Source organism: Ochrobactrum sp. WV_118_8 (genome assembly GCF_039631535.1).
Taxonomy (GTDB): domain Bacteria; phylum Pseudomonadota; class Alphaproteobacteria; order Rhizobiales; family Rhizobiaceae; genus Brucella; species Brucella anthropi.
The window spans coordinates 1,341,439-1,368,082 of record NZ_JBDIUZ010000002.1 but is presented as its reverse complement, the minus strand read 5'-3'; the positions used below and the strand labels follow the sequence as shown (position 1 = coordinate 1,368,082).

Here is a 26,644-nt window from a genome sequence, read left to right as displayed (position 1 = left end):
CCAGCCATTTCGCAGTTCTGGCCCGAAAATGCTTTAATGGAGAGCATGGATATGAAACGCTTCCGCATCATTGCCCCTCTTGCAGTCATGTCGCTGGCGTTGGCCGCGTGTGAAACGACTGGCCCGGTCGGCGGCAATGTCCCGACCGTATCCCGCGCCCCTGCCGGCATCGAAGGCAGCTGGGTCGATCCAAACGGCATCGTCTCGTCGTTCAACGGCGGCATTTTCGAGACCCGCTCCACCGACACAAACGAAAAGCTTGCCGAAGGCAACTACCGTTACCAGTCGCCGCAGCTTGTCGAGATCGACATGCGTTCCATCGTGCGCGGCACGTCTTCAAAAGTGAACTGCGCACTTGTTTCTCCGACGCAGCTCAACTGCACGTCGTCGTCGGGTTCGCGCTTCTCCCTAACGCGTCGCGCGGCGGCATAAGCACCCGATATCTTGCGTAAGTTTCAGATATTTACGGCGCGGGAAACACCCGCGCCGATAGAATTGCGCCAGCGGCAATTGTCAGGATTGTAATTTGTCTTTTTTTCTCTAGTTTTCCGGCTGAACAGGAGTCGGAAGATGAGTGAGATGGATAAAGTGCAGGAGAAGCCCAGCCAGACAACCAAAACTGAGGTGCAGGCAAAACTGCCCAAGGTCGGTGTTCTGCTGGTCAATCTCGGCACACCGGATGGCACGAGTTACGGCCCAATGCGCCGCTATCTGGCCGAGTTTCTCTCGGATCGCCGCGTCATCGAATGGCCGCGTCTTATCTGGTATCCGATCCTTTACGGCATCGTTCTCAACACTCGCCCGAAGCGTTCCGGCAAGCTTTACGACCGCATCTGGAACCGCGAGAAAAACGAATCTCCGCTGCGGACCTATACGCGCGCGCAGGGCGAGAAGCTTGCCAAGGCGCTTGCCGACTATCCGAATGTGGTCGTGGACTGGGCAATGCGCTATGGCCAGCCCTCCATTGAAAGCGTGACCGACCGTCTGCTGCAGCAAGGTTGCGAGCGGATCGTCATGTTCCCCCTCTATCCGCAATATTCGGCAACGACGACCGCTACGGTGAATGACAAGTTCTTCGAAGCGCTCATGAAAAAGCGCTTCCAGCCAGCGGTGCGCATCGTCCCGTCTTACGAGACGGAACCCGTTTACATCGAAGCACTGGCCCGCTCCATCGAGAAACATCTGGAAACACTTTCCTTCAAGCCGGAAGTGGTCCTCGCATCCTATCATGGCATTCCGAAAAGCTATTCGGACAAGGGCGACCCCTACCGCCAGCAATGTCTTGAAACATCGCGCCTGCTGCAGGCCCGGCTGGGCCTTGATGACAGCCAGTTTCGCTCCACATTCCAGTCGCGTTTCGGTCCGGAAGAATGGCTCCAGCCTTATACCGACGAAACGGTGGAAGAACTGGCCAAGCACGGGGTCAAGTCGATGGCCGTTCTCAATCCGGGTTTCGTGGCCGACTGTCTGGAAACAGTGGACGAGATCGGCAATGAGGCTGCTGAAGAATTTCTGGAAAACGGCGGCGAGAATTTCAGCCATATTCCTTGTCTCAACGACAACGAAGACGGCATGAAGGTCATCGAGACACTGGTGCGCCGCGAATTGCAGGGATGGGTGTAAGGCAATAGGCGATTAGGGCAGTATGTTTGCCGCGCTAAAGCATCTATTGTCATATTACCCTACTGCCTTAATGCCTTAAAAGGGAAACAATCAATGACCGGTTTCGATATCACGCTGCTCATTCTGGCCGCACTGGTTCTGGCAACGCTGTTTGCCGGTATCAAGACCGTGCCGCAGGGGTTCAACTACACAGTCGAGCGGTTCGGTCGCTATACGCGCACCCTCAATCCCGGCCTCAATCTGATCGTGCCATTTTTTGACCGCATCGGCGCGCGCCTCAACATGATGGAACAGGTGCTTGATGTGCCGACGCAGGAGGTCATCACCCGTGACAACGCCATTGTCGGCGTTGACGGCGTGGCTTTCTATCAGGTGCTGAACGCAGCACAGGCAGCCTATCAGGTCGCGAACCTGCAATATGCGATCCTCAATCTTACGATGACCAACATCCGTACCGTCATGGGTTCGATGGATCTCGACGAGCTGCTGTCGAACCGCGATGCCATCAATGATCGTCTGTTACGAGTCGTCGACGAAGCTGCCCATCCGTGGGGCCTCAAAATGACCCGCGTGGAAATCAAGGATATCAATCCGCCGGAAGATATCGTCACCTCGATGGCGCGCCAGATGAAGGCAGAGCGTGACAAGCGCGCGCAGGTTCTTGAAGCCGAGGGCGACCGCAACGCGCAGATTTTGCGCGCCGAGGGTCAGAAGCAGTCACAGATTCTCGAAGCTGAAGGCAAGCTGGAAGCGGCCAAGCGCGAGGCAGAGGCACGCGAGCGCCTCGCGGAAGCCGAAGCGAAAGCCACCACCATGGTTTCCGATGCCGTTGCCAACGGCAATGTGCAGGCGCTTAACTACTTCGTTGCGCAGAAATATACGGAAGCTCTCAGCAATATTGCCAGCGCCAAGAACCAAAAGGTCGTGCTGATGCCGCTTGAGGCGAGTGCCCTTATCGGCTCGCTCGGCGGCATTGGTGCAATTGCCAAGGAAGTCTTTGGTGATGGCAGCAGGCCGGTAGACCCGGCACCGCAGCCGCCGACCCCTTCCCGCCCGCGCAGCGTTCCGTCCGCAGGGCGCTAAAGCTGCTCAAAAAAAGGAAGAGAGGGCGCCATGATTATCGAATTTCTGTCCGGTCTTGGCATATGGAACTGGCTCGTTTTCGGGCTGATCCTGCTCATTCTGGAAATCTCGGCGCCCGGCTTCTTCTTCATCTGGTTCGGGCTTGCAGCACTTGTAACCGGTGCGCTCGCCTTTCTCTTGTCTTCGACGACAGGGTTTGGCTGGCAGTTTCAGACGGTTGTGTTTCTGGTTCTGGCCGTCATTTTCGTGCTGGTGGGGCGTCGCTTTTTTGGCTCACGCAGCACCGATGCAGACGAGCCCTTACTCAATCGCCGCGGTGAACAGCTGGTCGGCCAGCGCGCGACATTGACCGAACCGATCATCAATGGTCGCGGGCGTATCCGTATCAACGATACGATGTGGCGCGTGAAGGGCCCTGATCTGCCAACCGGAACAGAAGTCCGCGTTGTGGCTTTTGATCCGGTCTCGCTGGAGATTGAAGTGGCAGAATAAGGCAGTAGGGCAATATGTCTGCCCTACAAAATATAATGCCTCAATACTCTATCAAGCAGCGCCGATCCGCAGCAGGTCGTGGAAATGCACAAGCCCGATCGGGCGTCCGGCCTCGGTGACGATCAGTGCGCCGATGTGATTTTCATTGATGGTGTTGAGTGCTGCCGTCGCCAGCATGTTCTGGTCAACCGTCTTGGGCTTGCGTGTCATGACGTCGTCAACCGCCAAAGCCGCAAGGTTTCGGCTCAGATTGCGCGATATATCGCCGTCTGTGACGATGCCTGCCAGATCACCACCACCGTCGACAACCACAACACACCCAAAACTCTTCTGCGCCAGAACCTTCATCGCGTCCGGCAGAGAGGTGCCCACTTCCACCAGCGGGAGGCGTTCGCCGCGATGCATGATATCGCGGATATGGATAAGACTTGCCCCCAACGAACCACCGGGATGAAATGTCTTGAAGTCACTCGGGGTGAAGCCGCGCGCTTCCAGAAGTGCTATTGCCAGCGCATCACCGATGGCAAGCTGCATCATGGTTGAGGTCGTGGGTGCCAGACCATGCGGGCAGGCCTCGGCAGTTTTCGGCAAGAGCAGCACGACATCCGCAGCACGACCAAGCGCAGAATCCTCACGTGAGGTAATCGCGATCAATGGAATGCGGAAGCGCTGCGAATAATTGACGATCCCCTTCAATTCTGCCGTTTCACCCGACCATGAGATGGCCAAAATAACATCGTCGCGGTCGATCATGCCGAGATCGCCGTGATTGGCTTCCGCCGAATGAACGAAGAATGCCGAAGTACCGGTCGAGGCAAAAGTAGCAGCGAGCTTGGAGCCGATATGGCCGCTCTTGCCGACGCCCGTAACGACCAGACGTCCGCGCGAGGCGACGATACGCTTCACCGCTTCGACAAAGGGGCCGGAAAGGCCGTCATTCAGCGCTTCTTCAAGCGCTGCGAGGCCCGCATTTTCGGTCTTTATGGTGCGCAGCGCCGAAGCAATAGTCGCTTCCGCATCTGCCGGAGGGATGATCTGATCGAGCTTTTCCATGGCGGCAAGGGTTAACTTTTTCACAGTCGGTTGTCCAAACATTTGTGCAGCGAGCATCGCCATGAATTCAGCCGCAGCAACCAAGAATTAACCATGTGCCTTTACCGTTCATCTACCACGTTGCGACGGTTTGAAAACACGACATGCTATTTGCCAAGACCCCTTCTGGCGGTTCGACGCCCATTGCCCGCAGGCTGCAATGCCTGTTTTTGTCGGGCGTGGCGATAGCAATCTGTCATGGTTCTGCATTTGCTCAGGAAGCCTATCTGCGCGGAAGCGTTGCCGAGGACGTGCTTTCAGCCTCCTCGCCGGAAACGCTCGCAAATCGTGGGCTTGCCGCCCCCGGATATGATGACGGCACCAGCGAGACGACCGACGACAGTTATACTCCGCCTGAAAACACGACAGCGGCAGACCCGACCACCACAACACAAACCGCTCCGACCGTTCCCGTGCCGCAGGACCGTCAGCCGCTTCGACCCGACAATATTCGTGTTGGCTCGGTCGATACCGACGCAAGCGACGAAACGGGCCGGGCACAGCGCGAAAATCTCCGGCAATCGCCCGAGCAGGGGCGCAGCTCCACGCAGGAAGCCGATCCGTTCGCGCCGGTCGGCATTCGCACCGGTTCGTTTATCCTGCGACCGTCGCTGGAACAGGGTATCCGTGTCACGACCAACGGCGACAACAGCGCAAGCGGTTCCAGCGCCGTTCTCAACGAAACCACGTTGCGGCTCAATGCACAGTCGGACTGGGCGCGCCATCAGGCAACACTCGATGCTTCGGGCACATGGGCCAAGTCCATTTCGGGCGAAGACGTTTCCGAACCGCAGGTCGATATTCAGGGCAAACTGCGTTTCGATCTCGGTGATCAGACGACCGTCAACACTGGCGCAGGCTATCGGCTGCGCCGCGAAAGCGCGTCAAGCCCGAACGGGGTCGTCGGCGCATTGCAACGGCCTCTGGTTCACACACTCAATGGAAGCCTCGGCGTCGAACGAGACATGGGCCTGATCTTCGGCAGCGCAACCGGACGGGTCGAGCACAATATTTATGGCGATGCGGAATTGTCCTCCGGCGGCACGGTCAGCCAGAAGGATCGCGACAACACCTATGCCAGCATTACGCTGCGCGGCGGTTTCAGCTTGTCCCCGGCAATCAAGCCCTTCACTGAAGTTGAGCTGGGCAAGCGCATCTTCGACGAGAAGGTAGACAGCAACGGCTATGAACGCAGCGGATCACAATTTGCCCTGCGTGGCGGTATGATGCTGGATATGGGCGAAAAGCTGAACGGCGAATTCGCCGCCGGTTACATGCGCGCCAACAGCGATGATTCTCGTCTTGGCGACATCAGCGGACCGTCGATCAATGCAGCGCTCAACTGGTCACCGCTACGCGGAACCGATGTGAGCCTCTATGCGCAGACAATGGTCGATACTTCGACCACGCCCGGCATTGCAGGATCACTCCTGCATTTTGCCAGCCTCGATGTGACGCACCGCATACGTTCAGACCTGAGCCTCAATGGCAGGCTCGACGCGAATATCCGGCAGAACAAGGATGGCACCGGAACCGACTACACGATCGGTGCGCAGATCGGGGCAACCTACTGGATCAACCGGTTTGTCGGGCTGGATGCGCGCCTGCGTCACGAATTCCTGACAAGCAAGATTTCCGATCGCGAATATACCGCCGACAGTGTCTATCTCGGCGTGAAGGTGCAGCGTTAGAGCATGTCTCCCGAAAGTGGGAACCAGTTTCGGGATAAAGACATGATTGAAAACAAACAGATAGAGCATTTCCAATAATTCAATCAAAGCAGGAAATGCTCTAGTGTGGAGATAGGACGGCACCCCTTTCGGGATGCCGTATTATCGTGAGTTTAAGCGAGCCAGAACAGAATACACGCCATGCCGAAGCCCAGAAGTCCGATAAGGGTTTCCAGAACCGTCCAGGTTTTCAGCGTTGTCTTGACGTCCATATTGAAGAAACGACCGACGAGCCAGAAACCGGAATCGTTGACGTGGGAGAGCATGACCGACCCAGCAGCAAGGGCGATCACCACCGCGGCGGTCTCAAGTCCGTGATATCCGGCAGCCTGAACGGCAGGCTGGATAAGCCCGGCAGCCGTTATCAGCGCTACCGTTGCCGACCCCTGTGCTACGCGCAAAATCGTTGCGATCAGGAAGCCTGCCACGATGACAGGCAGTCCTGTATCGGCGAACGCATTTGACAAGGCGTCGCCAATGCCGGAAGCACGCAGAACACCGCCAAACATGCCGCCTGCGCCCGTAATCAGGATGATGGAACACACCGGACCGAGCGCCGAATCGAGAATGCGTTCGACGCTGGCTGCATCTCTGCCGCGCCGTGGCCCGAGCACATAGGATGCCACCAGCACTGAAATCAGGAGAGCAACCGGCGTCGATCCGATCATTCGCGCCAGCTGATACCAGTTTGCATCGGCACTGACCCAGCCTTGCGCGCGGGCAAAATCGAGCCCCGTATTGATGAAGATCAGAACCAGCGGCAGCAGAAGCAGCAACATGACCAAGCCGGAACTCGGAGGATTGACAGCTTCTTCTCCGTTTTTCCCGGCATCAAAACTATCGGGGATCGGAAGTACGATCTTCTTGCCGATCCATGCACCAAAAAGGTGCCCGGCAATGAACCAGACAGGTATGACGACCACGATCCCGACGAGGATGAGAAGCCCCACATCTGCACCCAGAAGCTCGGATGCGGCCACCGGGCCCGGATGCGGCGGCACGAAAACGTGCATCACCGAAAAGGCCGCTGCGACCGGAATACCGTAGAGAAGCAAGCTTCCTTTAAGGCGCCGTGCGACGGTGAAGACCACGGGAAGCATCACGACCAATCCCGCATCGAAAAAGATAGGGAAGCCGAAGATGAGCGACGCGATGCCAAGCGCCATAGGCGCGCGCTTTTCGCCGAACCGTCGGATGAGATCGTCGGCCAGTGCCTGTGCGCCACCGGATATTTCAAGCAACCGGCCCAGCATTGCGCCAAGACCGACCAGAAGTGCCACCCCGCCAAGGGTTGACCCGAAGGCGGAAGTGATTGTCGTCAGAATATTGCCTGCCGGGATGCCGGTCGCGAGCGCCGTCAAGAGGCTGACGATTATAAGCGCTACGAAGGCATGGACACGAAACCGGATGATGAGCAAAAGCAATAATAGAACAGCGCCCACCGCGATCGAGATGAGCGCGCCTGCACCCATCGTCTGCTGGAATTCCTGCATGCTTTATTCCTTATGAGGGGGAGGAACCTGTTTGACCGATTGCACCCAAAAGATGTTTCACACTTTTTTGGGTACGTACTAGGCCAAAAGCCTATTGTCATTGTCAAAAAAAGCAAGTTTCACGGAAATAATACCCGCGACCATAAAAAAACGCCCCCTTTGCAGGGGGCGTGACCAGAGATTTGACTGGTTATATCAGGCTGGTTTGATGGTGTTCAGCAGATTGCCGATCGAGCTTTCGACGGAAGGCCGAATGTCGTTGCGCCACAACGCAAAGGCAACGTTGGCTTCAATGAAACCAGCCTTGGAGCCGCAGTCGAATGTCAGGCCCTGATAATCGAAGCCGAAGAATTTCTGTGCGTCGGCAAGCTTCAGCATGGCATCCGTCAACTGGATTTCGTTGCCAGCGCCCTTTTCCTGCTTGCTCAGAAGTTCGAAGATTTCCGGCTGCAGGATATAGCGACCATTGATGTAAAGATTGGAAGGCGCCGTGCCCTTGGCAGGTTTTTCAACCATCTGTGTGATTTCGAAACCGCTGCCGATGGCTTCGCCCTTGCCGACGATACCGTATTTATGCGCTTCTTCCGGGTCGCATTCCTGCACGGCGATGACGTTGCCGCCGGTCTTTTCGTAAAGCTCGACCATCTCCTTCAGGCAGCCCTTCTTCGACTGCATGACCATATCTGGCAGCAAGAGAGCGAAGGGTTCATCACCGACGAGCTCACGAGCGCACCAGACTGCATGGCCAAGACCGAGCGGCACCTGCTGGCGGGTGAAGCTTGTCGTTCCCGGCTGCGGCTGGATATCCTGAAGATGCTCCAGTTCCGCCTTCTTGCCGCGCTCTGCGAGCGTGGAATAAAGCTCAACCTGCGCATCGAAATAGTCTTCGATGACCGCCTTGTTGCGCCCGGTGACGAAAATCAGATGTTCGATACCAGCTTCGCGCGCCTCATCGACCACATACTGAATGACGGGCTTGTCGACGACCGTCAGCATTTCTTTGGGGATGGATTTGGTGGCGGGCAGGAAGCGGGTGCCAAGACCTGCAACAGGGAACACGGCCTTGCGAATTTTTCGGATCGAACTCATTCCTCTCCTCGATTTCACTATTTCAGATTTACTATCAAAGCATTGAAACGACTGAATTTCAAATAAGGCCTTTTCATTAAAGAACGACGAAATTGCGTGACCCATCCCATCACATTCAATGACCCGACCTTAATGTTGCTTGATTCAAAAATTTTTCGAAACTTTAGCGAATTTTAAAGCAAGGCCGCGATGGTAAACCAATTGCTAACCGACAGGTTCTAAATTGAACGTTCAACGGTTCGATCCGGAATTTTCTGCTGGCTCAAATTCAACACAGGATGGTATTAATTGAATAATGCAATCCGGAGCGGGCAGAATCCAGGTCGAAGGGAAACGCGCCGGTATCGGCTAAATTTGATTGCAGAAGGGAAACACAGAATGCTGCGATTTCCATTCACGGTGGGCCAGACGATGAAGCTGAAAGCAGCTGCAACGGTTGCGATAGCTGTGCTCGCCTCAACGCTGACGACCGGTTCCGCACTGGCTGATGCGAAATTTCGCCAATGGGTCGCCAGTTTTCGCCCTGTCGCCATAAATGCAGGTGTTTCGCCTTCCACGTTCGACCGCGCATTTCGCGGCGTGGATGCGCCAGACCCGGTCGTGCTGCAGAAGGCCCGCTATCAGCCCGAATTCACCGAACCAGTCTGGAACTACGTCGATAACCGCGTGAACGAACATTCCGTTTCGGTCGGCCAGAACATGGCGCGCAAATGGGGTCCGTGGCTCCAGCGCATCGAACAGCGTTTCTCGGTCGATCGCAATATCCTGCTCGCCATCTGGTCGATGGAGAGCAATTACGGCGAAATTCTCAAGCGTGATGACGTCATGCGCGATGCCGTCCGTTCGCTGGCAACGCTTGCCTATGCAGACCAGCGTCGCGCCAAATATGGCCGCACACAGCTGATTGCTGCAATGAAGATTCTCCAGACCGGCGATATTGACCGCGGCCATCTTTCCGGTTCCTGGGCCGGTGCGCTCGGCCACACACAGTTCATCCCGACGAGCTATCAGGCTTATGCCGTCGATATGGATGGCAATGGCAAGCGTGACATCTGGAATTCGATCCCAGATGCGCTGGGCACAGCGGCCAACCTCCTGCATCGCAATGGCTGGCAGCCAGGCCGTAGCTGGGGTTACGAAGTAGCCTTGCCACAAGGACGCAAGTTCCCTTCCGGCTCACTCTCGATTGCCGAATGGCAGAAGATCGGTCTCGTTCGTGCCAACGGACGCGCCTTCCCCGATCCGAGCGAAAAAGCAACGCTGAAAGTGCCGGATGGCCGTCAGGGGCCCGCCTTCCTGATGACAAAGAATTTCTTCGTCTTGAAGCGCTATAACAACGCCGACAAATACGCACTTGCTGTCGGCCTGCTTGCCGACCGCATCGGCGGCTATCAGGGACTTCGTCAGGACTGGAATCGCCCATTCACGCCGATTACCATGGACGAGAGGCAGGAATTGCAAACGCATCTGAAAGCGCTCGGCTATTATGACGGCAATATCGATGGCAAGATCGGCTCCACTTCGCGGGCGGCAATCGAAGCCTTCCAGCAGCGCAACGGACTTCAGCCGGACGGTCATCCGAGCAAGGAAGTTCTGTCGGTCCTGCGCCGTCGCTAGACTGTCGGGTTAAATTATCAAATGGGGCGCGCTTCTGATCAAGTGCGCCCCATTTTGTTTTTCCAAACAGCCAAGCTAATATACAGGCCATGAAGGCAAGACTGATGCGCGAAAATCGGATTGGGAGACGAATGGTGAACGCTGCTGGCGTCCTGCTGGCAGTCGCAGCTCTGCTGTTCTCAGGCATCGTCACGGCTTCTGCACAGGAACGTCCGCGCACGCTTTTCGATCTCTTGTTCGGCTCGCGGCAGGCACAGCCACAGCGCCAATATCAGCAGCCCGCTCCACAACGCGCCCGGCCAAAGGCGAAGCGGCCCAAGACCACCTCTCCCGCTTCACGACCGACGCCACCACCGGCTGCGACCCCGGCAGTCGAGTTCGTCGAGAAAAAGCCAGATGCCAAAAAGGTTCTTGTTGTCGGTGATTTCATCGGCAACGGTCTGGCCGAAGGCCTTGATGTTGCTTTCGCGTCGGACCCCGATCTTCAGGTTGTAACCCGGATAAATGGCTCCTCCGGCTTTGTGCGCAACGATCATTTCGACTGGCCCGACAATATCGGCAAGATACTGGACGAGGAGAAACCGGCTGCTGTCGTCGTGATGATCGGTTCCAACGACAGACAGGCAATCACCGAGAAAGGCTTAAGTCTGCCAGCCCGATCCCCGGAATGGAATGAAGAATATCAAAAGCGCGTCGCCGCCTTCATCAAGGTGATCAACGACAAGCATTTTCCTCTGGTGTGGATAGGGCAGCCACCCTTTCGCCCGAAAGGCATGTCGCAAGATATGCTGGCGCTCAATGAAATCTATCGCACCGCCACTGAAAAGGCGGGCGGAAAATTTGCCGATGTCTGGGATGGTTTTGTCGATGAGGATGGTAATTTCACCCAGACCGGTTTCGATATTAACGGTCAGACCGCGCGTCTGCGCGGCAATGACGGCATCAACATAACTTCGGCAGGCAAGCGCAAGCTCGCCTTCTATGCGGAAAAGCCGCTTCGCGCCTATCTCGGCGGCGCAAAGGAAGAGGACCAGCCCCTGCCCGCAGCAGGCACGCATGACCCGTCCAAGCCGGTTGATCGCGTGGCACCGGTCAGCATTCGGGACGTTGATAAGGACGAAAGCGGCGTTTTGCTTGGTGGCAACATCACAGCGCGTCCGCAAGCCACACGGCCAGCCCGGACTGAGAGCAAACCTTCACCCGGACGAGCGGACGACTTTTCCTGGCCACAAAAGAGCTCAAATCCCTAAATTATTGCCGCTCCTCAATAGGATTGAGCTATCAGCTGATTGATAGTCCGCGCCTTTCTCTATCTGATATGATTCTAATTGCTACATTCTGCGCTGTTCACAGGAGCGTTCGCATCGTCTATCAGAAGGCACCGTCTGCCTGAAAAGGCTGGACAGGAAGGGCGCTTTTCCTCGCGCGAGCGGGAGTAGTTTCCAGCGTCCGCCAGAAACAAGAGGCGTTTGAATGAATATCGCATCAAAGCCTTCTGTCGATCCACATCGGGAGGAGGAACCCCATCTTGCACGCAATCTGTCCAACCGACACCTGCAGCTGATCGCCATTGGCGGCGCCATCGGCACCGGCCTTTTCATGGGTTCGGGCAAGACCATTTCGCTGGCAGGCCCTTCGATCCTGCTGGTTTATGCCGTGATCGGCTTCATGCTGTTCTTCGTCATGCGCGCATTGGGCGAAATCCTGCTGTCCAATCTCGAATATCGCTCCTTTGCGGATTTCGCAGGCGATTACCTAGGGCCGTGGGCACAGTTCTTCACCGGCTGGACCTATTGGCTTTGCTGGATTGTGACCGGTGTGGCCGACGTGGTTGCCGTTTCGGGCTACGTCTCGTTCTGGTTCCCGGAACTGGCGCTCTGGATACCGGCGCTCGGACTGATCTTCACGCTTCTGGCGCTCAATCTGCCGACCGTGCGCAATTTCGGTGAAATCGAATTCTGGTTTGCCCTCATCAAGATCGTCGCCATTGTCGGGCTGATCATCGCGGGCGTGTATATGCTCTCGACCGGCTTTACGCTTCCGAATGGAAGTCAGGCATCGGTCGCCCATCTGTGGAACCATGGCGGGTTCTTCCCCAATGGCTTCCTCGGCTTCGTTGCCGGTTTCCAGATCGCGGTTTTCGCCTTCGTTGGCATCGAGCTCGTTGGCACCGCCGCCGCTGAAACCAAGGACCCGGAGCGCAATCTGCCCAAGGCAATCAATTCCATCCCGATCCGCGTGGTACTGTTCTATCTCGGCGCGCTATTCGTCATCATTACCGTTATTCCCTGGGATCAGGTCGACCCGAATTCGAGCCCGTTCGTCGCCATGTTCTCGCTTGCCGGTCTCGGCATTGCAGCCCATGTCGTGAATTTCGTCGTGCTGACTTCGGCAACGTCGAGCGCAAATTCCGGCATCTACTCGACCTCGCGCATGATCTACGGCCTTGCCACTTCCAAACTCGCGCCGAAGGCGCTCGGCAAGCTGAACAAGCGGAAAGTACCGGTCAATTCGCTGTTCTTCTCGTGCGTTTTCCTGCTCGCAGGCGTGGTTCTGCTTTATGCTGGCCAAAGCATCATCGAAGCCTTCACCATCGTCACGACGATTTCGGCGCTACTCTTCATCTTCATCTGGTCGATCATTCTGGCGTCTTACCTGCAATATCGCCGCAAGCGCCCGGACCTGCATGAAAAGTCCACATTCAAGATGCCCGGCGGACGCGCAGCCGTCGTGATGGTCTTCGCTTTCTTCGCCTTCATTCTCTGGGCGCTGGCGCAAGAGCCGGACACTGCAGCCGCGCTGAAAGTCACGCCGCTCTGGTTCGTGCTTCTCGCCGTCGCGTATCTGGTGATGAAGTCGCGACGCAGCCAAGGCTAAAAACAAAAAGCCCGCCAATCTGGCGGGCTTTTCATTTCTTTGGGTCTCTCTTAGCGCGGTAGAACGGAACTACCCATCAAATCAGCATCGATGGCGTGCGCTGCCTGACGGCCTTCGCGGATTGCCCAGACAACCAGCGACTGGCCGCGGCGCACATCACCGGCTGCATAGAGCTTGTCGACATTGGTGCGGTAGTCACGCTCATTGGCCTTGACCGACTTGGAGCCGCGACGGTCGGTCACGATGTCGAGCTTTTCGCCCAGTTCCTTGACCACGCTGTCTTCTGCCGGTCCGGCAAAACCGATTGCGATGAAGGCCAGATCGGCCTTGATGAAGAATTCCGTTCCGGCAATCGGCTTGCGCTTTTCATCAACCTGACAGCACTTCACATGGGTGAGGCGGCCGTCTTCGCCGATGAACTCCAGCGTTGCCACCTGAAACTCGCGGGAAGCACCTTCCGCCTGGCTGGAAGAGGTACGCATCTTGGTCGCCCAATAAGGCCAGACGCTGAGCTTGTCTTCCTTTTCCGGCGGCTGCGGACGAATATCAAGCTGAGTGACATTGACCGCGCCCTGACGGAACGCCGTGCCCACGCAGTCCGAGGCGGTATCGCCACCGCCGACCACAACGACATGCTTGCCGCCTGCCAGGATCGGAGCCGAAGTCCAGGCAACGGATTCGATATTTTCGCGCCCGACGCGGCGGTTCTGCTGAACCAGATAAGGCATGGCATCATGCACGCCTTCAAAATCTGCACCCGGAATACCCGCCGGGCGCGGCGTTTCCGAGCCACCGCTGTAAAGCACGGCATCATAGGTATCGAGGAGACCGCGCAACGGCTTGTCGACGCCGATGTTCACACCGCACAGGAAGCGAACGCCCTCGCCTTCCATCTGCGCGACGCGGCGGTCGATGAGGTGCTTTTCCATCTTGAAATCAGGAATGCCGTAACGCAACAGACCGCCGGGGCGGCTTTCGCGCTCATAAACATCAACCATGTGACCAGCACGGGCCAGCTGCTGCGCAGCGGCAAGGCCAGCCGGGCCAGAGCCGATGATGGCAACCGACTTGCCTGTCTTGTTGGCGGCTGGCTGCGGCACGATATGGCCGAGCTCATAGGCCTTGTCGCCCAATGCCTGCTCGACCGTCTTGATCGCAACCGGCGTATCCTCGAGGTTCAGCGTGCAGGCTTCCTCGCAAGGGGCCGGGCAAACGCGACCCGTGAATTCCGGGAAATTGTTGGTCAGATGCAGGTTACGGATCGCCTGATCCCAATTGTTGTTATAGACGAGATCGTTCCAGTCCGGGATTTGATTGTGCACCGGACAGCCCGTCGGGCCATGGCAGAACGGAATGCCGCAATCCATGCAGCGCGCCGCCTGCTTCTGCACTTCGCCATCCGTCATCGGAATGGTGAATTCGCGGAAGTGACGGATACGATCCGACGCCGGCTGGTACTTCGCTACCTGCCGGTCAATTTCAAGAAAACCAGTTACCTTACCCATTCTCTTACTCCCCTCGGCCTGCGACCAGCGCGTGGTCGGCTTTGCCGGAAGTTGCCCTGTCTGCCGCATCATCTTCCAATGCGCTGGCATGCAAGGGCGTTGTTATCTCTCATGTGGCTAAGGGTACCCGACCCAAAGGCCGGGTTCCACTTTTCAGGATCATGTCCTATTCAGCCGCGACACCGATCCGCATACGCTCCATGTCTTCCAGAGCACGGCGGTATTCGACCGGCATGACTTTCACGAATTTGGGACGATAGCTCTCCCAATTGTCGAGAATATCTTTCGCCCGCGTCGAGCCGGTGTAATGCAGATGATTGGCGATCAGCTGCACCAGACGTTCCTCGTCATGATGGGTCATGTTGGCCGAAACGTCCACACGGCCCTTGTGCATGAGGTCGCCGCCATGGTGATGCAGCTTTTCGAGGATGTCGTCTTCTTCCGGAACCGGTTCCAGTTCGACCATCGCCATGTTGCAGCGCTGGGCGAAATCGCCTTCCTCGTCAAGCACGTAGGCGACGCCGCCCGACATACCGGCCGCAAAGTTGCGACCCGTCTGACCGATAACCACGACGACACCGCCGGTCATGTATTCGCAGCCGTGGTCGCCCACGCCTTCGACAACCGTAACCGCGCCGGAGTTGCGGACGGCGAAACGTTCGCCTGCAACGCCGCGGAAGTAGCACTCGCCTTCAAGCGCACCGTAGAGCACGGTATTGCCGACGATGATGGAGTCCTCGGCAACGATACGCGTGTCTTCCGGTGGACGGATGACGATGCGGCCACCCGAAAGGCCCTTGCCGACATAGTCGTTGCCATCGCCGATCAGCTCGAACGAGACGCCGCGCGCCAGGAACGCACCGAAAGACTGGCCAGCCGTACCGCGGAGCGTAACGGCGATGGTGTCTTCCGGCAGACCCTTGTGGCGGAAGCGCTTGGCAACTTCGCCGGAAAGCATCGCACCGGCAGAACGGTCGACATTCTTGATATCGATGTCGATCTTGACCGGCTGGCGGTCTTCCAGTGCGGGCATAGCCTCGGCAATCAGCTTGCGATCAAGGACATCCTCAATCGGGTGATGCTGACGCTCGGTCCAGTAGATTTCGTGCTTCTCGGCTTCAGGCTTGTAGAAGATGCGGCTGAAATCGAGACCCTTGGCTTTCCAATGGTCGATCATGGCCTGCTTTTCCAGAAACTCGGTCTCGCCGATAATCTGTTCCAGCTTGGTGAAGCCCATCTCGGCAAGCAAGGCACGCACCTCTTCCGCCAGATAGAAGAAGAAATTGATGACGTGTTCCGGCGTCCCCTTGAAGCGCTTGCGCAGAACCGGGTCCTGCGTTGCCACGCCCACCGGGCAGGTGTTCAGATGACACTTGCGCATCATGATGCAACCGGCAGCAATCAGCGGAGCGGTCGAGAAACCGAACTCATCCGCACCGAGCAGCGCGCCAATAATGACGTCGCGACCGGTGCGCAAGCCGCCATCGACCTGCAATGCCACGCGGGAGCGAAGCCCGTTCAGCACCAGCGTCTGGTGGGTTTCGGCAAGGCCAATTTCCCAGGGGCTTCCGGCATGTTTCAGCGAGGTAAGCGGCGAAGCGCCCGTACCGCCATCATAGCCCGACACGGTGATATGGTCGGCACGCGCCTTGGCAACACCGGCAGCAACCGTGCCCACACCCACTTCCGACACCAGCTTGACCGAGATATCGGCAGCAGGATTGACGTTCTTCAGGTCATAGATCAGCTGCGCCAGATCTTCGATCGAGTAGATGTCATGGTGCGGCGGCGGCGAAATGAGGCCGACACCCGGTGTTGAGTGACGGGTCTTGGCGATGGTCGCATCGACCTTGTGACCCGGCAGCTGACCGCCTTCACCCGGCTTTGCACCCTGCGCAACCTTGATCTGGATCAGATCGGAGTTGACCAGATATTCCGTCGTCACACCAAAACGGCCAGAAGCCACCTGCTTGATGGCAGAGCGTTCCGGGTTCGGCTTGCCATCCGGCAGCGGATAGAAGCGATCCGGCTCCTCACCACCCTCGCCGGTGTTCGATTTGCCGCCAATCGCGTTCATGGCGCGGGCCAGCGTTGTGTGGGCTTCTCTGGAGATTGAGCCGAACGACATTGCCCCTGTCGAGAAACGCTTGACGATTTCCGTCGCCGGTTCGACCTCATCGATGGAAACCGGCTTCAGGCCGCGCTCTTCGGCGAAACGAATATTGAACAGGCCGCGAATGGTCTTTGCCTGCGCCGACTTGGAGTCGAGCATGCGTGTATATTCCGTGAAGGTCTCCGGGTTGGAGGTGCGCACTGCATGCTGCAGTCTGGCGACTGCATCCGGCGACCACAGGTGGGCCTCGCCGCGCATACGGTAGGCATATTCACCGCCAACTTCCAGCGAGGTCAGGAGAACCGGATCGCTGCCGAAAGCGTCGGTGTGGCGACGTACGGTTTCTTCCGCGATTTCATCGAGACCAACGCCTTCAATACTCGTTGCCGTGCCGAAGAAGAACTTGTCGACAAAGCCCGTCTGCAAACCGACGGCATCGAAAATTTGCGCGCCGCAATAGGACTGATAGGTCGAGATGCCCATCTTGGACATGACCTTGAGCATGCCCTTGCCGATGGACTTGATGTAGCGCTTGACCACTTCATCCTCGTCCACTTCCGGCGGGAACTCGCGACGGCGATGCATGTCGAGCAGCGTGTCGAAGGCGAGATAAGGATTGATCGCCTCGGCACCGTAGCCAGCGAGGCAGCAGAAATGATGTATTTCGCGCGGCTCGCCCGATTCCACCACCAGACCGACCGAAGTGCGCAGGCCCTTGCGGATCAGGTGATGGTGCACGGCTGCCGTCGCCAGCAGCGCCGGGATCGGAATGCGATCCGGACCAACCTGACGATCCGACAGGATGACGATGTTGTAGCCACCGTGAACAGCCGCTTCGGCACGGTCACAAAGGCGTTCGATGGCGCCGTGCATACCGGCTGCCCCTTCACCCGTATTGTAGGTGATGTCGAGCGTCTTGGTGTCGAAGCGGTCTTCCGTGTGGCCGATGGAACGAATCTTTTCCAAATCGCCATTGGTCAGGATCGGCTGGCGCACTTCCAGACGCTTGCGGCGTGACGTGCCGACAAGGTCGAAAATATTCGGACGCGGGCCGATGAACGAGACAAGGCTCATCACCAGTTCTTCGCGGATCGGATCGATCGGCGGGTTGGTGACCTGCGCGAAGTTCTGCTTGAAATAGGTGAACAGCATCTTCGACTTGTCGGACATAGCCGAAATCGGCGTATCCGTACCCATCGAACCGATGGCTTCCTGACCGGTCGTGGCCATGGGCGACATCAACAGCTTGGTATCTTCCTGCGTGTAGCCGAAGCTCTGCTGCCGGTCGAGAAGGCTCACATCCTTGCGCAGCGCACGTGGTTCGACCGGATTGAGGTCTTCCAGAATGAGCTGTGTGTTGGCGAGCCACTGCTTGTAAGGGTGCTTTTGCGCGATCTGGGACTTGATTTCCTCGTCCGAAACGATGCGGCCCTCTTCCATATCGATCAGCAGCATGCGGCCTGGCTGGAGACGCCACTTCTTGACGACTTTCTTTTCCTCGACCGGCAAAACACCGGCTTCCGAAGCCAGAATGACGAAATCATCGTCCGTCACGATATAGCGCGCCGGACGCAGGCCGTTGCGGTCGAGCGTCGCGCCAATCTGGCGACCGTCCGTGAAAGCCACCGCTGCCGGACCGTCCCATGGTTCCATCAGTGCTGCATGATATTCATAGAACGCGCGGCGTTCATCCGACATCAGCTTGTTGCCTGACCATGCTTCCGGGATCAGCATCATCATCGCATGGGCAAGGCTGTAGCCGCCCTGGTGCAGGAATTCGAGCGCATTGTCGAAGCAAGCCGTGTCCGACTGGCCTTCGTAGGAAATCGGCCAGAGCTTGGAAATGTCGTTGCCGAACAGTTCCGAGTCCACCGAAGCCTGACGTGCAGCCATCCAGTTGACGTTACCGCGCAGCGTGTTGATTTCGCCGTTATGCGCAACCATGCGGTATGGGTGCGCCAGACGCCAGGACGGGAAGGTGTTGGTGGAGAAGCGCTGATGCACCAGCGCCACCGCGCTTTCGAAACGCGGGTCTTTCAGATCCTGATAATAGGCACCGACCTGATAAGCGAGGAACATGCCCTTGTAGACGACCGTACGCGCCGACATGGACACGACATAGAAGCCCTTATCGTCGCCGTCATTTTCCTGATAGATACGGTTGGAAATGACCTTGCGCAGAACGAACAGACGGCGCTCGAAATCGTCATCCGTCTCCAGCATCGGATTGCGTCCGATGAAGACCTGAACGTGAAACGGTTCGGTTGCGGCAATATCCGGCGCCTTGGAAAGGGACGAATTGTCGACAGGCACTTCGCGCAGGCCGATAAAGGTCTGGCCTTCGGCAGCGATGACTTCCTTGACGATCTCTTCAATATGGGCACGCAATTCTGGATCGCGCGGCATGAACAGATAGCCGACGCCGTAATGACCGGGCTGCGGCAGATCGATGCCCTGGCGCGCCATTTCCTCGCGGAAGAAGCGATCCGGAATCTGCACGAGAATGCCGGCGCCATCGCCCATCAGCGGGTCGGCACCAACCGCACCACGATGGGTGAGGTTTTCCAGCATCTTGAGGCCGTTTTCAACGACCTGATGCGACTTCTTGCCCTTCATATGCGCAATAAAGCCAACGCCACACGCATCATGTTCGTTGCGCGGATCGTAAAGTCCTTGCGCTGCGGGCAAACCCGCCGCTGTCGTTTTTCGCGTCGTTCGGTTGGGAGCGGTCGTCGCAGCTTTGACCGTTCCGTTCTGTACGTTGTGAGAAACCACATTCGATACAGATGGCGTCAAATGCGTCATCGTCATTCCCTCCGTTTGGCCCTCATCATGAGGTGCGCGATCAGTATATACCGAGATGGTGCGACAACCATCCCGCCGTTGCTTTACGTATAAAGGAAGCCTTATCGACAAGGCGTTGGACGAGGTCCCGGGCGAGCGGCAAAGCCGGTGCGAGGAACGATGTTTAGCGCCTTATTCTCATCAGGCTTGGACAGACGACACTCAGCCCACCAGAAAATGGCGCACTAGAATTCCTCCTGTCGCGGTCGGGGCGCCTGTTACCGCCAGGCTATGTGCCTGCCAGTACGGCGCCTCTTTCTGAAACTTTTCGGAGAGCGTTGTGTCGCTTCCGTCTGCATCAGCGTTTAATTGGACAGCATTGCTGTCCTAATTATGTATGACAGAATTCAAATTGCCTCACAAGATGGAAACGCAATTTTTCTCAGCAGCTTCCGTAATAAAATATCAAAAGCTGTGATTTTACTGGATTTTAATTGCGTTTAGTGGCCATTGCGTCAGTTTGGCGCGCTTTTGCCTGCCCCTTGAATGCCTAAAAAATAGGCATGTTGATGACATTTTTCGCGCAAGCCGGACCTTAACCGCTTCTGTCAGACAGGTTATAGAAACATCGACTGTGCGACAGCCCATTCAACCCATCTGGAGGAACACGTGCATTTTGCGTCAGACAATTGGGCAGGCGCCCACCCGAAAATCGCCGAGAGCCTTTCGTTGCATGCTGCAGGTTTTGCGGCAGCCTATGGCGCAAGCGAACTCGACAAGCGCGTCGAGCAGCGCTTCAACGAATTGTTCGAGCGCGAAGTGGCCGTCTTTTTCGTCGGCACCGGAACGGCCGCCAACTCGCTGGCGCTGGCCAGCGTCAACCGTCCGGGCGGCGTTTCGCTGGTGCATCGCGAAGCGCACGTCATCGAGGATGAATGCGGCGCGCCTGAATATTTCACCGGCGGCGCACGTCTGCATCCGATTGACGGCGCGCATGGCCGCATCGACCCCGAACTTCTCAAGCGCGAACTGAAGCGGTTCAATCCGGCTTTCGTTCATGCTGGGCAGCCCATGGCCGTCAGCATCACGCAGGCGACCGAAGTTGGTACGCTCTACCAGCCCGAACATATCGCCACCATTTCCAAGATCTGCCGCGATGCCGGTCTGCCACTGCATATGGACGGCGCACGCTTTGCCAATGCGCTTGTTTCGCTGGACATGACACCAGCCGAAATGACCTGGAAACAGGGCGTGGACATCGTTTCCTTCGGTGGTACGAAAAACGGCTGCTGGTGCGCCGAAGCATTGGTCTTCATGGACCCGGCCCGCGCCAAGGACCTACCGTTCATCCGCAAACGCGCAGCACAGCTCTTTTCCAAGACACGCTTTGTAGCAGCGCAATTCGATGCTTACCTGCGAGACGATCTCTGGCTGGAACTGGCACGCCACTCCAATGCGCTCGCCGCGCGCCTCGCCGGTCATATCAATGCGTCGAGCCAGATGCGCCTTGCCTGGAAGCCGGAAGCCAATGAGGTCTTCGCCATCATGAAACAGTCGGTCTATGACCGTCTGCGCAATGCCGGAGCGATTTTCTACGACTGGAACCCGCCGCATTCGGAAGTGAACCGCATCAGCGACGGCGAAATTTTCGCCCGCTTTGTGACGAGCTTCGCCAACACGGAAGAAGATGTCGATCGGTTCGCCGACTTGATCGCCTGACGCTCTTTCGTATCTGTCAAAATGAAAAAGGCGGCGCTTCAAGCACCGCCTTTTCTTATTCATTCTCAACCAAGCTTAATGCGCGGTTTTCGCCTCGATCTGCTGAGCGCTGTCGGAGCCAGCCTTGGCAACTTCGATCTTGCGCGGTTTCATCTGTTCTGGAATCTCGCGCTTGAGATCGATGTGCAGGAGACCGTTCTTGAGGCTCGCACCGGCCACTTCAACGAAGTCGGCAAGCTGGAAACGGCGCTCGAAAGCACGTGAGGCGATACCACGATAGAGAACTTCACCGATATCGGAAGCATTTTCATCCGCTTTCTGACCCTTGATCGTCAGCAGGTTGCGATGCGCTTCGATTTCGAGTTCACTTTCGGAAAAGCCCGCGACCGCCATGGTGATGCGATAGGTGTTCTCACCCGTGCGCTCGATATTATACGGCGGATAGGACTGGTTACCTTCCGGCGAAGCGAGCGTATCAAGCATGGAGAAGAGCCGATCGAAACCGACCGTGGAACGATAGAGCGGGGAAAAATCTACGTGACGCATGTATTAGCCCTCCTTTAGAGCGACATGATGCTTGTTTCAGCATGATCTGTTCCGAAGAGCGCTGAGCGCATTCGGGACCATACACGGCGGCGAAACTCCCTTATGGCGAATTCCTTGATGCCGGCGGCCCCTTCCAGGCGGCCGCAAAACTCATTTGGGAACGGTTCTTTTTCATTTCAAGGCCGCGTGCGCGCGAAGCTCGCGAAACACGGGCTGTCACGCCGCGTAATAACTCCTGATCAATAGGGGCCTACATTTTGGGGGATTCGCCGCACAATGAACCCAAAATGAACATCATCTTTGGCGAGCGTTCAGCCGCTTGGGGCTAATGTCCCACCATGCCTGCTGCAAAGCGGGTTCATTAAAGGATCACGGTTATGAGAAAAGCTGTTCTCGCTTTTGCCGCACTTGCTACCGTCGCGACAGGGATTGCGACACCCACCCTTGCAGCCGATAGCGGCCTGCGCGTTCAGATTCAATATTACGATGATGACGGCTATCGTCCGCCGCGTCCATATCCGGGTCCACGCCCTGATTGGGATGGTGGCCCGGATCGCCGCCCGGGCTGGGGCGACGATTATGGTCGTCGCGACATCATGGGACCGCGTCGTATCGCACGCTCGCTGGAACGCCGCGGCTATGATGTCGGCGACATGCGCCTTAACCGCGACACCTATTTCGTGCGCGCCACAAGGCCGAACGGCCGCCGCGTCATCGTCATGGTCGATGCCTATTCAGGCCGTATTGTCGGTGAACGCCGCCCTGGCGGATACTGAGCACCTTCTTCAAATTTTCTCTACAGACCAGCTGGTGTAACGTCCCTTGCATCGGCTGTTCTTTGAGCCGGAAGTTCGTTCTCGAACTTCCGGTTACTTTTTATCATCAATTGCCCCATTATGCTGGAGCCCCATATCCCAATCTGAAGCAGAAAGGTTCGCAATCGGATGTCGGAACTACTTTTCGAAACCGATGCGAATCCGATTCCGCACGGGATTAAAGCCGGACTGCTTGAAGCGAAGGGCGGCAAGACCCTGCGCTATGCCATTCTGAAAGCCGACGCGAAACCGATACGGGGAACAGTGGTCCTGCTTCAGGGACGTAACGAATTCATCGAAAAATACTTCGAAACCATGACCGATCTGACCGCGCGCGGCTTCACGGTCGTAACTTTCGACTGGCGCGGACAAGGCGGCTCGCACCGGTTGCTGAAGGACCGCCAGCGCGGCTATGTCCGCAGTTTCGAAGACTATTCCGACGATCTCGACCTTATCCTTGACCAGATCGCCTTGCCTGACTGTCCCCCGCCCTTCTACATTCTCGGCCATTCCGCCGGTGCGCTTGTGGCGCTTTCTTCGATGGGCAGACTGACATCGCGCATCAGCCGCATGGTGCTGTGCGCGCCCTTCATGGGGCTTGATGGGCAAAGGCTCAGCGATGACAATGTACGCCGCATCGCCTCCGCCTTTCGATGGCTCGGCCTCGGCCAAGTTTACGCATCCGGCGGACGCAGACTGGCTTCGCGTCCCTTTGCAGGCAATCCGCTGACCAGCGACCCGGCACGCTTCATGCGTAATATGGAAATTCCACGCCTTCACCCGGATCTTGCGCTTGGCGGTCCGACCGCCCGGTGGCTCTGGAGCGCTCTCGAAACGTCTCGGCGCATCAATCAGCCGGATTTCTATAATGGACCCACAGTACCGGTCCTCATCGTTGCCGCTGGCGCAGACCGCGTGGTTTCCACATCGGTGATCGAACGTTTTGTCGCCCGCACGCGCAATGTCTCACTGACGACAATTACCGGCGCACGTCATGAGATGCTTCAGGAAGCCGACTTTTATCGTGAGCAGCTCTGGGCCGCCTTCGATGCCTTCATTCCGGGCTCGTCAGAGGTCGAAACCATGCCGGAGACCATTGAGCCCCTGGCCTCCGGTATTTAGAGCGATTTCGCCTGCGGTAGAAGCATTGAAATCGCTCTAAATGTTTGTTTTTACGCATTATCCGACGCTGAACCGCTTCGCACTTTTGCTGGAAATGCTCTTATCAGCTATTCAGCAAATCAAGCGCTGCCCTGTGCAGTTCAGGAGAAGCAGCTGCCACGACATCGCCGCCCTTTTCCGCCGGGCTGCCATCGCGTTGCGTCACCACACCGCCAGCCTGCTCAATCAGCGGAATGAGAGCGACAATGTCATAGGGCTGGAGACCCGCTTCAACCACGATATCGGCAAAGCCGCTTGCCAGCATGGCGAAGGCATAGCAATCGACCCCATAGCGGGACAGACGCACCGCGCTTTCCAGCCGATCAAATCCCTTGCGGCTTTCACCCTTGAAAAGAGCAGGCGTCGTCGTAAACATCGTTGCATCGGCCAAGGTTGCATTCTTGCGCACCGACAGACGGCGAGGCGCGTCTTCGCCGCCATTACGCGCGAGATAAGCACCATTACCATCGCTGTAGAACAACTCGCCGGTGAAGGGCTGCGACATCATTCCCGCCGTGGCATCGCCATCGACAGTCAGTCCCAAAAGCGTGCCCCAGACCGGCAGGCCGGAAATGAAAGCACGGGTCCCATCAATGGGATCGATGACCCAGACATGGCTGCGGTCAATATTCTCCGGCCCGTATTCTTCCCCAAGAATACCATGGTCGGGAAAAACACTGCCAATAACAGCACGAATCGCACGCTCCGCCGCCCGGTCCGCTTCAGTCACAGGATCGAAACCAACGCTATATTTGTTGTCGATTTCCGTCAGCTGACGAAAACGCGGAAGCGTCTGAGCAGCTGCCGCTGCAGCCACTTCGGAAAAAAATGCCTTATCGATCAGCAACCCCGAACTCCTGTTTCCAACACATGGCGCATACTTATGCAAACCATGCTAATTTTGCCTACATAATGAGCATAATGAAATTAGCTCAAAAAATATGCGCATTTTCTTGACGTTACCGCCATTCGGACGTAACTTAAATCCCAGACAGGTTTTCCTGTCGATGCCTTTCGGGGCATTTCCTCCCTAGTCTTTGACCGCGCTCGTATCGTTCGGGCGCGGTTCTTTTTATCTGCGAGAGGCGCTCGTCGGAACGGATTATTCTGCGGCCAGAGGCGGCGCGATAAAGAGATCGTCCGGCAGGGATGTCAGGTCGCTCAGAAACCCATGCAGATCGGCACAGAGCGTTTCGAAACCGGCAAGCTTATGCAGGTTCTGCTCGTTCACATAAAGACTGCGATTGATTTCAATCTGCAGGGCATGACACGCCATGGCAGGCCGCCCGTAATGCTCCGTGATGAACCCGCCCGCATAGGGCTTGTTGTGCGCAACAGTGTAGCCCAGATCCTGCAGCAGATCGATGGCAGCCTGCGTCAGCCTTTCACTGCACGAGCGACCGAAACGATCACCGACGATGAAATCCGGACGCGATCCGACTTCGCCGGGCCGTGCGCCGCCGGGCATCGAATGGCAGTCAATCAGAACCGCATAACCGAAACGCTGACGGGTGGACTGAAGCAGTGCATCAAGCGTCTGGTGGTAAGGCTTGTAGAGGTCTTCGATACGGTAAAATGCTTCGGCGAGCGGAATGCGCCCCGGATAAATCAGCTGACCCTCACCGACCAGACGCGGCACCGTGCCAAGCCCGCCTGCAACGCGCGCCGACTGGCTATTGACGAAAGGCGGCAATGGCTCGGTGAACATGCGCGGATCGAGTTCATAGGCTTCGCGATTCACATCGAGAAACGCACGCGGAAAATGCGCCTTGAGCAAGGGCGCACCGAGCCGCATGGCGGAAGCAAAAAGCTCATCGACATAACAGTCTTCCGAATGACGTATGCTCAAGGCGTCGAGACGCGACACTTCGACGAAAGAATGCGGGTAATAGCGTCCGCTATGCGGTGAATTGAAGACGAACGGAATGCGCTGTTCCGCCGGAGCGCATATCTCGAAGGGCGGTATCAGACTAAAATCGCGCTCCAAACTCATTCTTCACCCGTTTTCGGCCAGAACATCCAGGCCATTCGACGACGATCCACGTCAGTATTATAACAAATTACGTCAGGCGGCCCATGCGTGCAAATGGCTGGCAGCCGAATCTTCCGGCCTTTGCATGGCGTGCATATGCGACAATCCTGTCACACTAAACAGCTTGTTGCCAAATACGCGCCATAACAATTAACATTCGCGCGAGCATTCATTCCATATTTACCAAAGAAGCGTTTTCTACGGTGGATATTGAGTCGTTAAGGGTCAGCTTTTGGGCGATGAACACGACACAGAATTCGGACGGAACAATGAAGAGAATCCTTCTAGCTGAAGATGACAATGATATGCGCCGCTTCCTCGTCAAGGCGTTGGAAAAAGCCGGCTATCACGTGACGCACTTCGACAACGGCGCGAGTGCCTATGAAAGATTGCAGGAAGAGCCTTTCTCCCTTCTGCTGACCGATATTGTCATGCCGGAAATGGACGGCATCGAACTGGCGCGGCGCGCGACAGAAATCGACCCGGATCTGAAGATCATGTTCATTACGGGCTTCGCCGCTGTCGCCCTCAACCCCGATTCGGACGCGCCGCGCGACGCAAAGGTGCTTTCCAAGCCGTTCCACCTGCGTGACCTGGTGAACGAAATAGAAAAAATGCTGATCGCCGCCTGAGGCGATCCCACTGATTTGCGGCCCTTTGTTTTGTCATCAACAAAAAGACGAAAAAACTTCATAAAAGGGCATTGACGGGCGCAACGCGATATGGTGTATGCGCCACATCGAATGGGCGTGTAGCTCAGCGGGAGAGCACTACGTTGACATCGTAGGGGTCACAGGTTCAATCCCTGTCACGCCCACCATTCGGACCCCTGATAACGTTGAGAAATCCGCTTTGGCGGGTTTTTTCCGTTTT

Annotated in this window: 20 protein-coding genes and 1 tRNA gene; 13 read left to right on the top strand and 8 right to left on the bottom strand. The window is 56.9% G+C overall.

Going from position 1 to position 26,644, the window contains the following annotated elements; genetic code table 11:
• The first annotated feature begins 51 nt into the window (after nt 1-51).
• From omp10 to ABDF71_RS20375, 4 genes are all read left to right on the top strand, one after another.
• Nucleotides 52-432: an outer membrane lipoprotein Omp10 gene (omp10, locus tag ABDF71_RS20390; RefSeq protein WP_010660674.1), complete on the top strand. Its 381-nt coding sequence runs from the start codon at nt 52-54 to the stop codon at nt 430-432.
• Nucleotides 433-570: 138 nt separating this feature from the next.
• The gene (gene hemH, locus ABDF71_RS20385) at nt 571-1,623 is read left to right on the top strand and encodes a ferrochelatase (protein ID WP_258125012.1); all 1,053 of its coding nucleotides are present in this window, start codon (nt 571-573) and stop codon (nt 1,621-1,623) included.
• Nucleotides 1,624-1,716: 93 nt separating this feature from the next.
• The gene (locus ABDF71_RS20380) at nt 1,717-2,706 is read left to right on the top strand and encodes an SPFH domain-containing protein (protein ID WP_010660672.1); all 990 of its coding nucleotides are present in this window, start codon (nt 1,717-1,719) and stop codon (nt 2,704-2,706) included.
• Between the two features lie 30 nt (nt 2,707-2,736).
• Complete coding sequence (locus ABDF71_RS20375; RefSeq protein WP_010660671.1) at nt 2,737-3,198, top strand: NfeD family protein; 462 nt, start codon at nt 2,737-2,739, stop codon at nt 3,196-3,198.
• Between the two features lie 51 nt (nt 3,199-3,249).
• Here the strand turns inward: ABDF71_RS20375 and ABDF71_RS20370 are convergent, their stop codons facing one another.
• Entirely contained in the window at nt 3,250-4,251 is a 1,002-nt protein-coding gene (locus ABDF71_RS20370; RefSeq protein ID WP_029929782.1) for a KpsF/GutQ family sugar-phosphate isomerase, read from the bottom strand.
• A 143-nt stretch (nt 4,252-4,394) separates the two neighbouring features.
• Between ABDF71_RS20370 and ABDF71_RS20365 the strand changes: the two genes are divergently transcribed.
• Nucleotides 4,395-5,981 carry an outer membrane beta-barrel protein gene (locus ABDF71_RS20365; protein ID WP_258125011.1) on the top strand — a complete coding sequence of 529 codons (1,587 nt, stop codon included), beginning with the start codon at nt 4,395-4,397 and terminating at the stop codon, nt 5,979-5,981.
• Between the two features lie 152 nt (nt 5,982-6,133).
• Here the strand turns inward: ABDF71_RS20365 and ABDF71_RS20360 are convergent, their stop codons facing one another.
• Both ABDF71_RS20360 and galU read right to left on the bottom strand, forming a co-directional pair.
• Nucleotides 6,134-7,513, bottom strand: a complete 1,380-nt coding sequence (locus tag ABDF71_RS20360; RefSeq protein ID WP_010660668.1) for a GntP family permease — start codon at nt 7,511-7,513, stop codon at nt 6,134-6,136.
• 195 nt (nt 7,514-7,708) lie between these two features.
• Nucleotides 7,709-8,602 (bottom strand): UTP--glucose-1-phosphate uridylyltransferase GalU, encoded by an 894-nt coding sequence (galU, locus tag ABDF71_RS20355; protein ID WP_012093562.1) that lies wholly within the window; start codon nt 8,600-8,602, stop codon nt 7,709-7,711.
• A gap of 378 nt (nt 8,603-8,980) precedes the next feature.
• Here galU and ABDF71_RS20350 point away from each other — a divergent pair, with 378 nt between their 5' ends.
• The 3 genes from ABDF71_RS20350 to cycA all read left to right on the top strand — a co-directional run bounded on the left by ABDF71_RS20350 (nt 8,981) and on the right by cycA (nt 13,096).
• Nucleotides 8,981-10,219, top strand: a complete 1,239-nt coding sequence (locus ABDF71_RS20350; protein WP_012093563.1) for a lytic murein transglycosylase — start codon at nt 8,981-8,983, stop codon at nt 10,217-10,219.
• Between the two features lie 104 nt (nt 10,220-10,323).
• On the top strand, nt 10,324-11,469 hold the full coding sequence (locus ABDF71_RS20345; protein ID WP_029929777.1) for an SGNH/GDSL hydrolase family protein: 1,146 nt from the start codon (nt 10,324-10,326) through the stop codon (nt 11,467-11,469).
• A gap of 223 nt (nt 11,470-11,692) precedes the next feature.
• On the top strand, nt 11,693-13,096 hold the full coding sequence (cycA, locus tag ABDF71_RS20340) for a D-serine/D-alanine/glycine transporter (protein ID WP_258125010.1): 1,404 nt from the start codon (nt 11,693-11,695) through the stop codon (nt 13,094-13,096).
• A 50-nt stretch (nt 13,097-13,146) separates the two neighbouring features.
• On the opposite strand, the gene ABDF71_RS20335 is transcribed toward cycA, so the two are convergent.
• Together ABDF71_RS20335 and gltB are read right to left on the bottom strand one after the other, a co-directional pair.
• Nucleotides 13,147-14,601 (bottom strand): glutamate synthase subunit beta, encoded by a 1,455-nt coding sequence (locus tag ABDF71_RS20335; RefSeq protein ID WP_010660663.1) that lies wholly within the window; start codon nt 14,599-14,601, stop codon nt 13,147-13,149.
• Between the two features lie 166 nt (nt 14,602-14,767).
• The gene (gltB, locus tag ABDF71_RS20330; protein ID WP_010660662.1) at nt 14,768-19,519 is read right to left on the bottom strand and encodes a glutamate synthase large subunit; all 4,752 of its coding nucleotides are present in this window, start codon (nt 19,517-19,519) and stop codon (nt 14,768-14,770) included.
• 648 nt (nt 19,520-20,167) lie between these two features.
• Between gltB and ABDF71_RS20325 the strand changes: the two genes are divergently transcribed.
• Nucleotides 20,168-21,217, top strand: coding sequence for a threonine aldolase family protein (locus ABDF71_RS20325; RefSeq protein ID WP_043062000.1), 1,050 nt, complete (start codon nt 20,168-20,170; stop codon nt 21,215-21,217).
• A 75-nt stretch (nt 21,218-21,292) separates the two neighbouring features.
• On the opposite strand, the gene ABDF71_RS20320 is transcribed toward ABDF71_RS20325, so the two are convergent.
• On the bottom strand, nt 21,293-21,763 hold the full coding sequence (locus tag ABDF71_RS20320; RefSeq protein ID WP_010660660.1) for an Hsp20 family protein: 471 nt from the start codon (nt 21,761-21,763) through the stop codon (nt 21,293-21,295).
• Between the two features lie 377 nt (nt 21,764-22,140).
• On the opposite strand from ABDF71_RS20320, the gene ABDF71_RS20315 reads away from it, so the two are divergent.
• Together ABDF71_RS20315 and ABDF71_RS20310 are read left to right on the top strand one after the other, a co-directional pair.
• Entirely contained in the window at nt 22,141-22,539 is a 399-nt protein-coding gene (locus tag ABDF71_RS20315; RefSeq protein ID WP_010660659.1) for a hypothetical protein, read from the top strand.
• 168 nt (nt 22,540-22,707) lie between these two features.
• Nucleotides 22,708-23,700 carry an alpha/beta fold hydrolase gene (locus tag ABDF71_RS20310; protein ID WP_012093569.1) on the top strand — a complete coding sequence of 331 codons (993 nt, stop codon included), beginning with the start codon at nt 22,708-22,710 and terminating at the stop codon, nt 23,698-23,700.
• Nucleotides 23,701-23,803: 103 nt separating this feature from the next.
• Here ABDF71_RS20310 and hisN read toward each other — a convergent pair whose 3' ends face one another.
• Nucleotides 23,804-24,586: a histidinol-phosphatase gene (gene hisN / locus ABDF71_RS20305; RefSeq protein ID WP_012093570.1), complete on the bottom strand. Its 783-nt coding sequence runs from the start codon at nt 24,584-24,586 to the stop codon at nt 23,804-23,806.
• Between the two features lie 255 nt (nt 24,587-24,841).
• Nucleotides 24,842-25,732: an N-formylglutamate amidohydrolase gene (locus tag ABDF71_RS20300; protein ID WP_258125008.1), complete on the bottom strand. Its 891-nt coding sequence runs from the start codon at nt 25,730-25,732 to the stop codon at nt 24,842-24,844.
• A 308-nt stretch (nt 25,733-26,040) separates the two neighbouring features.
• Here ABDF71_RS20300 and cpdR point away from each other — a divergent pair, with 308 nt between their 5' ends.
• Both cpdR and ABDF71_RS20290 read left to right on the top strand, forming a co-directional pair.
• Nucleotides 26,041-26,403, top strand: coding sequence for a cell cycle two-component system response regulator CpdR (gene cpdR / locus ABDF71_RS20295; RefSeq protein ID WP_002966536.1), 363 nt, complete (start codon nt 26,041-26,043; stop codon nt 26,401-26,403).
• 113 nt (nt 26,404-26,516) lie between these two features.
• Nucleotides 26,517-26,591 (top strand) — tRNA-Val (locus tag ABDF71_RS20290).
• Nucleotides 26,592-26,644: the final 53 nt, after the last annotated feature.

What these genes read in the sequence shown, in the direction of transcription:
- ABDF71_RS20300 (WP_258125008.1), bottom strand. Translation starts at nt 25,732, where the DNA reads ATGAGTTTGGAGCGCGATTTTAGTCTGATACCGCCCTTCGAGATATGC.
- omp10 (WP_010660674.1), top strand. Translation starts at nt 52, where the DNA reads ATGAAACGCTTCCGCATCATTGCCCCTCTTGCAGTCATGTCGCTGGCG.
- ABDF71_RS20370 (WP_029929782.1), bottom strand. Translation starts at nt 4,251, where the DNA reads ATGGAAAAGCTCGATCAGATCATCCCTCCGGCAGATGCGGAAGCGACT.
- ABDF71_RS20335 (WP_010660663.1), bottom strand. Translation starts at nt 14,601, where the DNA reads ATGGGTAAGGTAACTGGTTTTCTTGAAATTGACCGGCAGGTAGCGAAG.
- ABDF71_RS20375 (WP_010660671.1), top strand. Translation starts at nt 2,737, where the DNA reads ATGATTATCGAATTTCTGTCCGGTCTTGGCATATGGAACTGGCTCGTT.
- galU (WP_012093562.1), bottom strand. Translation starts at nt 8,602, where the DNA reads ATGAGTTCGATCCGAAAAATTCGCAAGGCCGTGTTCCCTGTTGCAGGT.
- ABDF71_RS20310 (WP_012093569.1), top strand. Translation starts at nt 22,708, where the DNA reads ATGTCGGAACTACTTTTCGAAACCGATGCGAATCCGATTCCGCACGGG.
- ABDF71_RS20360 (WP_010660668.1), bottom strand. Translation starts at nt 7,513, where the DNA reads ATGCAGGAATTCCAGCAGACGATGGGTGCAGGCGCGCTCATCTCGATC.
- ABDF71_RS20380 (WP_010660672.1), top strand. Translation starts at nt 1,717, where the DNA reads ATGACCGGTTTCGATATCACGCTGCTCATTCTGGCCGCACTGGTTCTG.
- ABDF71_RS20315 (WP_010660659.1), top strand. Translation starts at nt 22,141, where the DNA reads ATGAGAAAAGCTGTTCTCGCTTTTGCCGCACTTGCTACCGTCGCGACA.
- ABDF71_RS20345 (WP_029929777.1), top strand. Translation starts at nt 10,324, where the DNA reads ATGCGCGAAAATCGGATTGGGAGACGAATGGTGAACGCTGCTGGCGTC.
- cpdR (WP_002966536.1), top strand. Translation starts at nt 26,041, where the DNA reads ATGAAGAGAATCCTTCTAGCTGAAGATGACAATGATATGCGCCGCTTC.
- ABDF71_RS20365 (WP_258125011.1), top strand. Translation starts at nt 4,395, where the DNA reads ATGCTATTTGCCAAGACCCCTTCTGGCGGTTCGACGCCCATTGCCCGC.
- hemH (WP_258125012.1), top strand. Translation starts at nt 571, where the DNA reads ATGAGTGAGATGGATAAAGTGCAGGAGAAGCCCAGCCAGACAACCAAA.
- ABDF71_RS20320 (WP_010660660.1), bottom strand. Translation starts at nt 21,763, where the DNA reads ATGCGTCACGTAGATTTTTCCCCGCTCTATCGTTCCACGGTCGGTTTC.
- cycA (WP_258125010.1), top strand. Translation starts at nt 11,693, where the DNA reads ATGAATATCGCATCAAAGCCTTCTGTCGATCCACATCGGGAGGAGGAA.
- gltB (WP_010660662.1), bottom strand. Translation starts at nt 19,519, where the DNA reads ATGACGCATTTGACGCCATCTGTATCGAATGTGGTTTCTCACAACGTA.
- ABDF71_RS20350 (WP_012093563.1), top strand. Translation starts at nt 8,981, where the DNA reads ATGCTGCGATTTCCATTCACGGTGGGCCAGACGATGAAGCTGAAAGCA.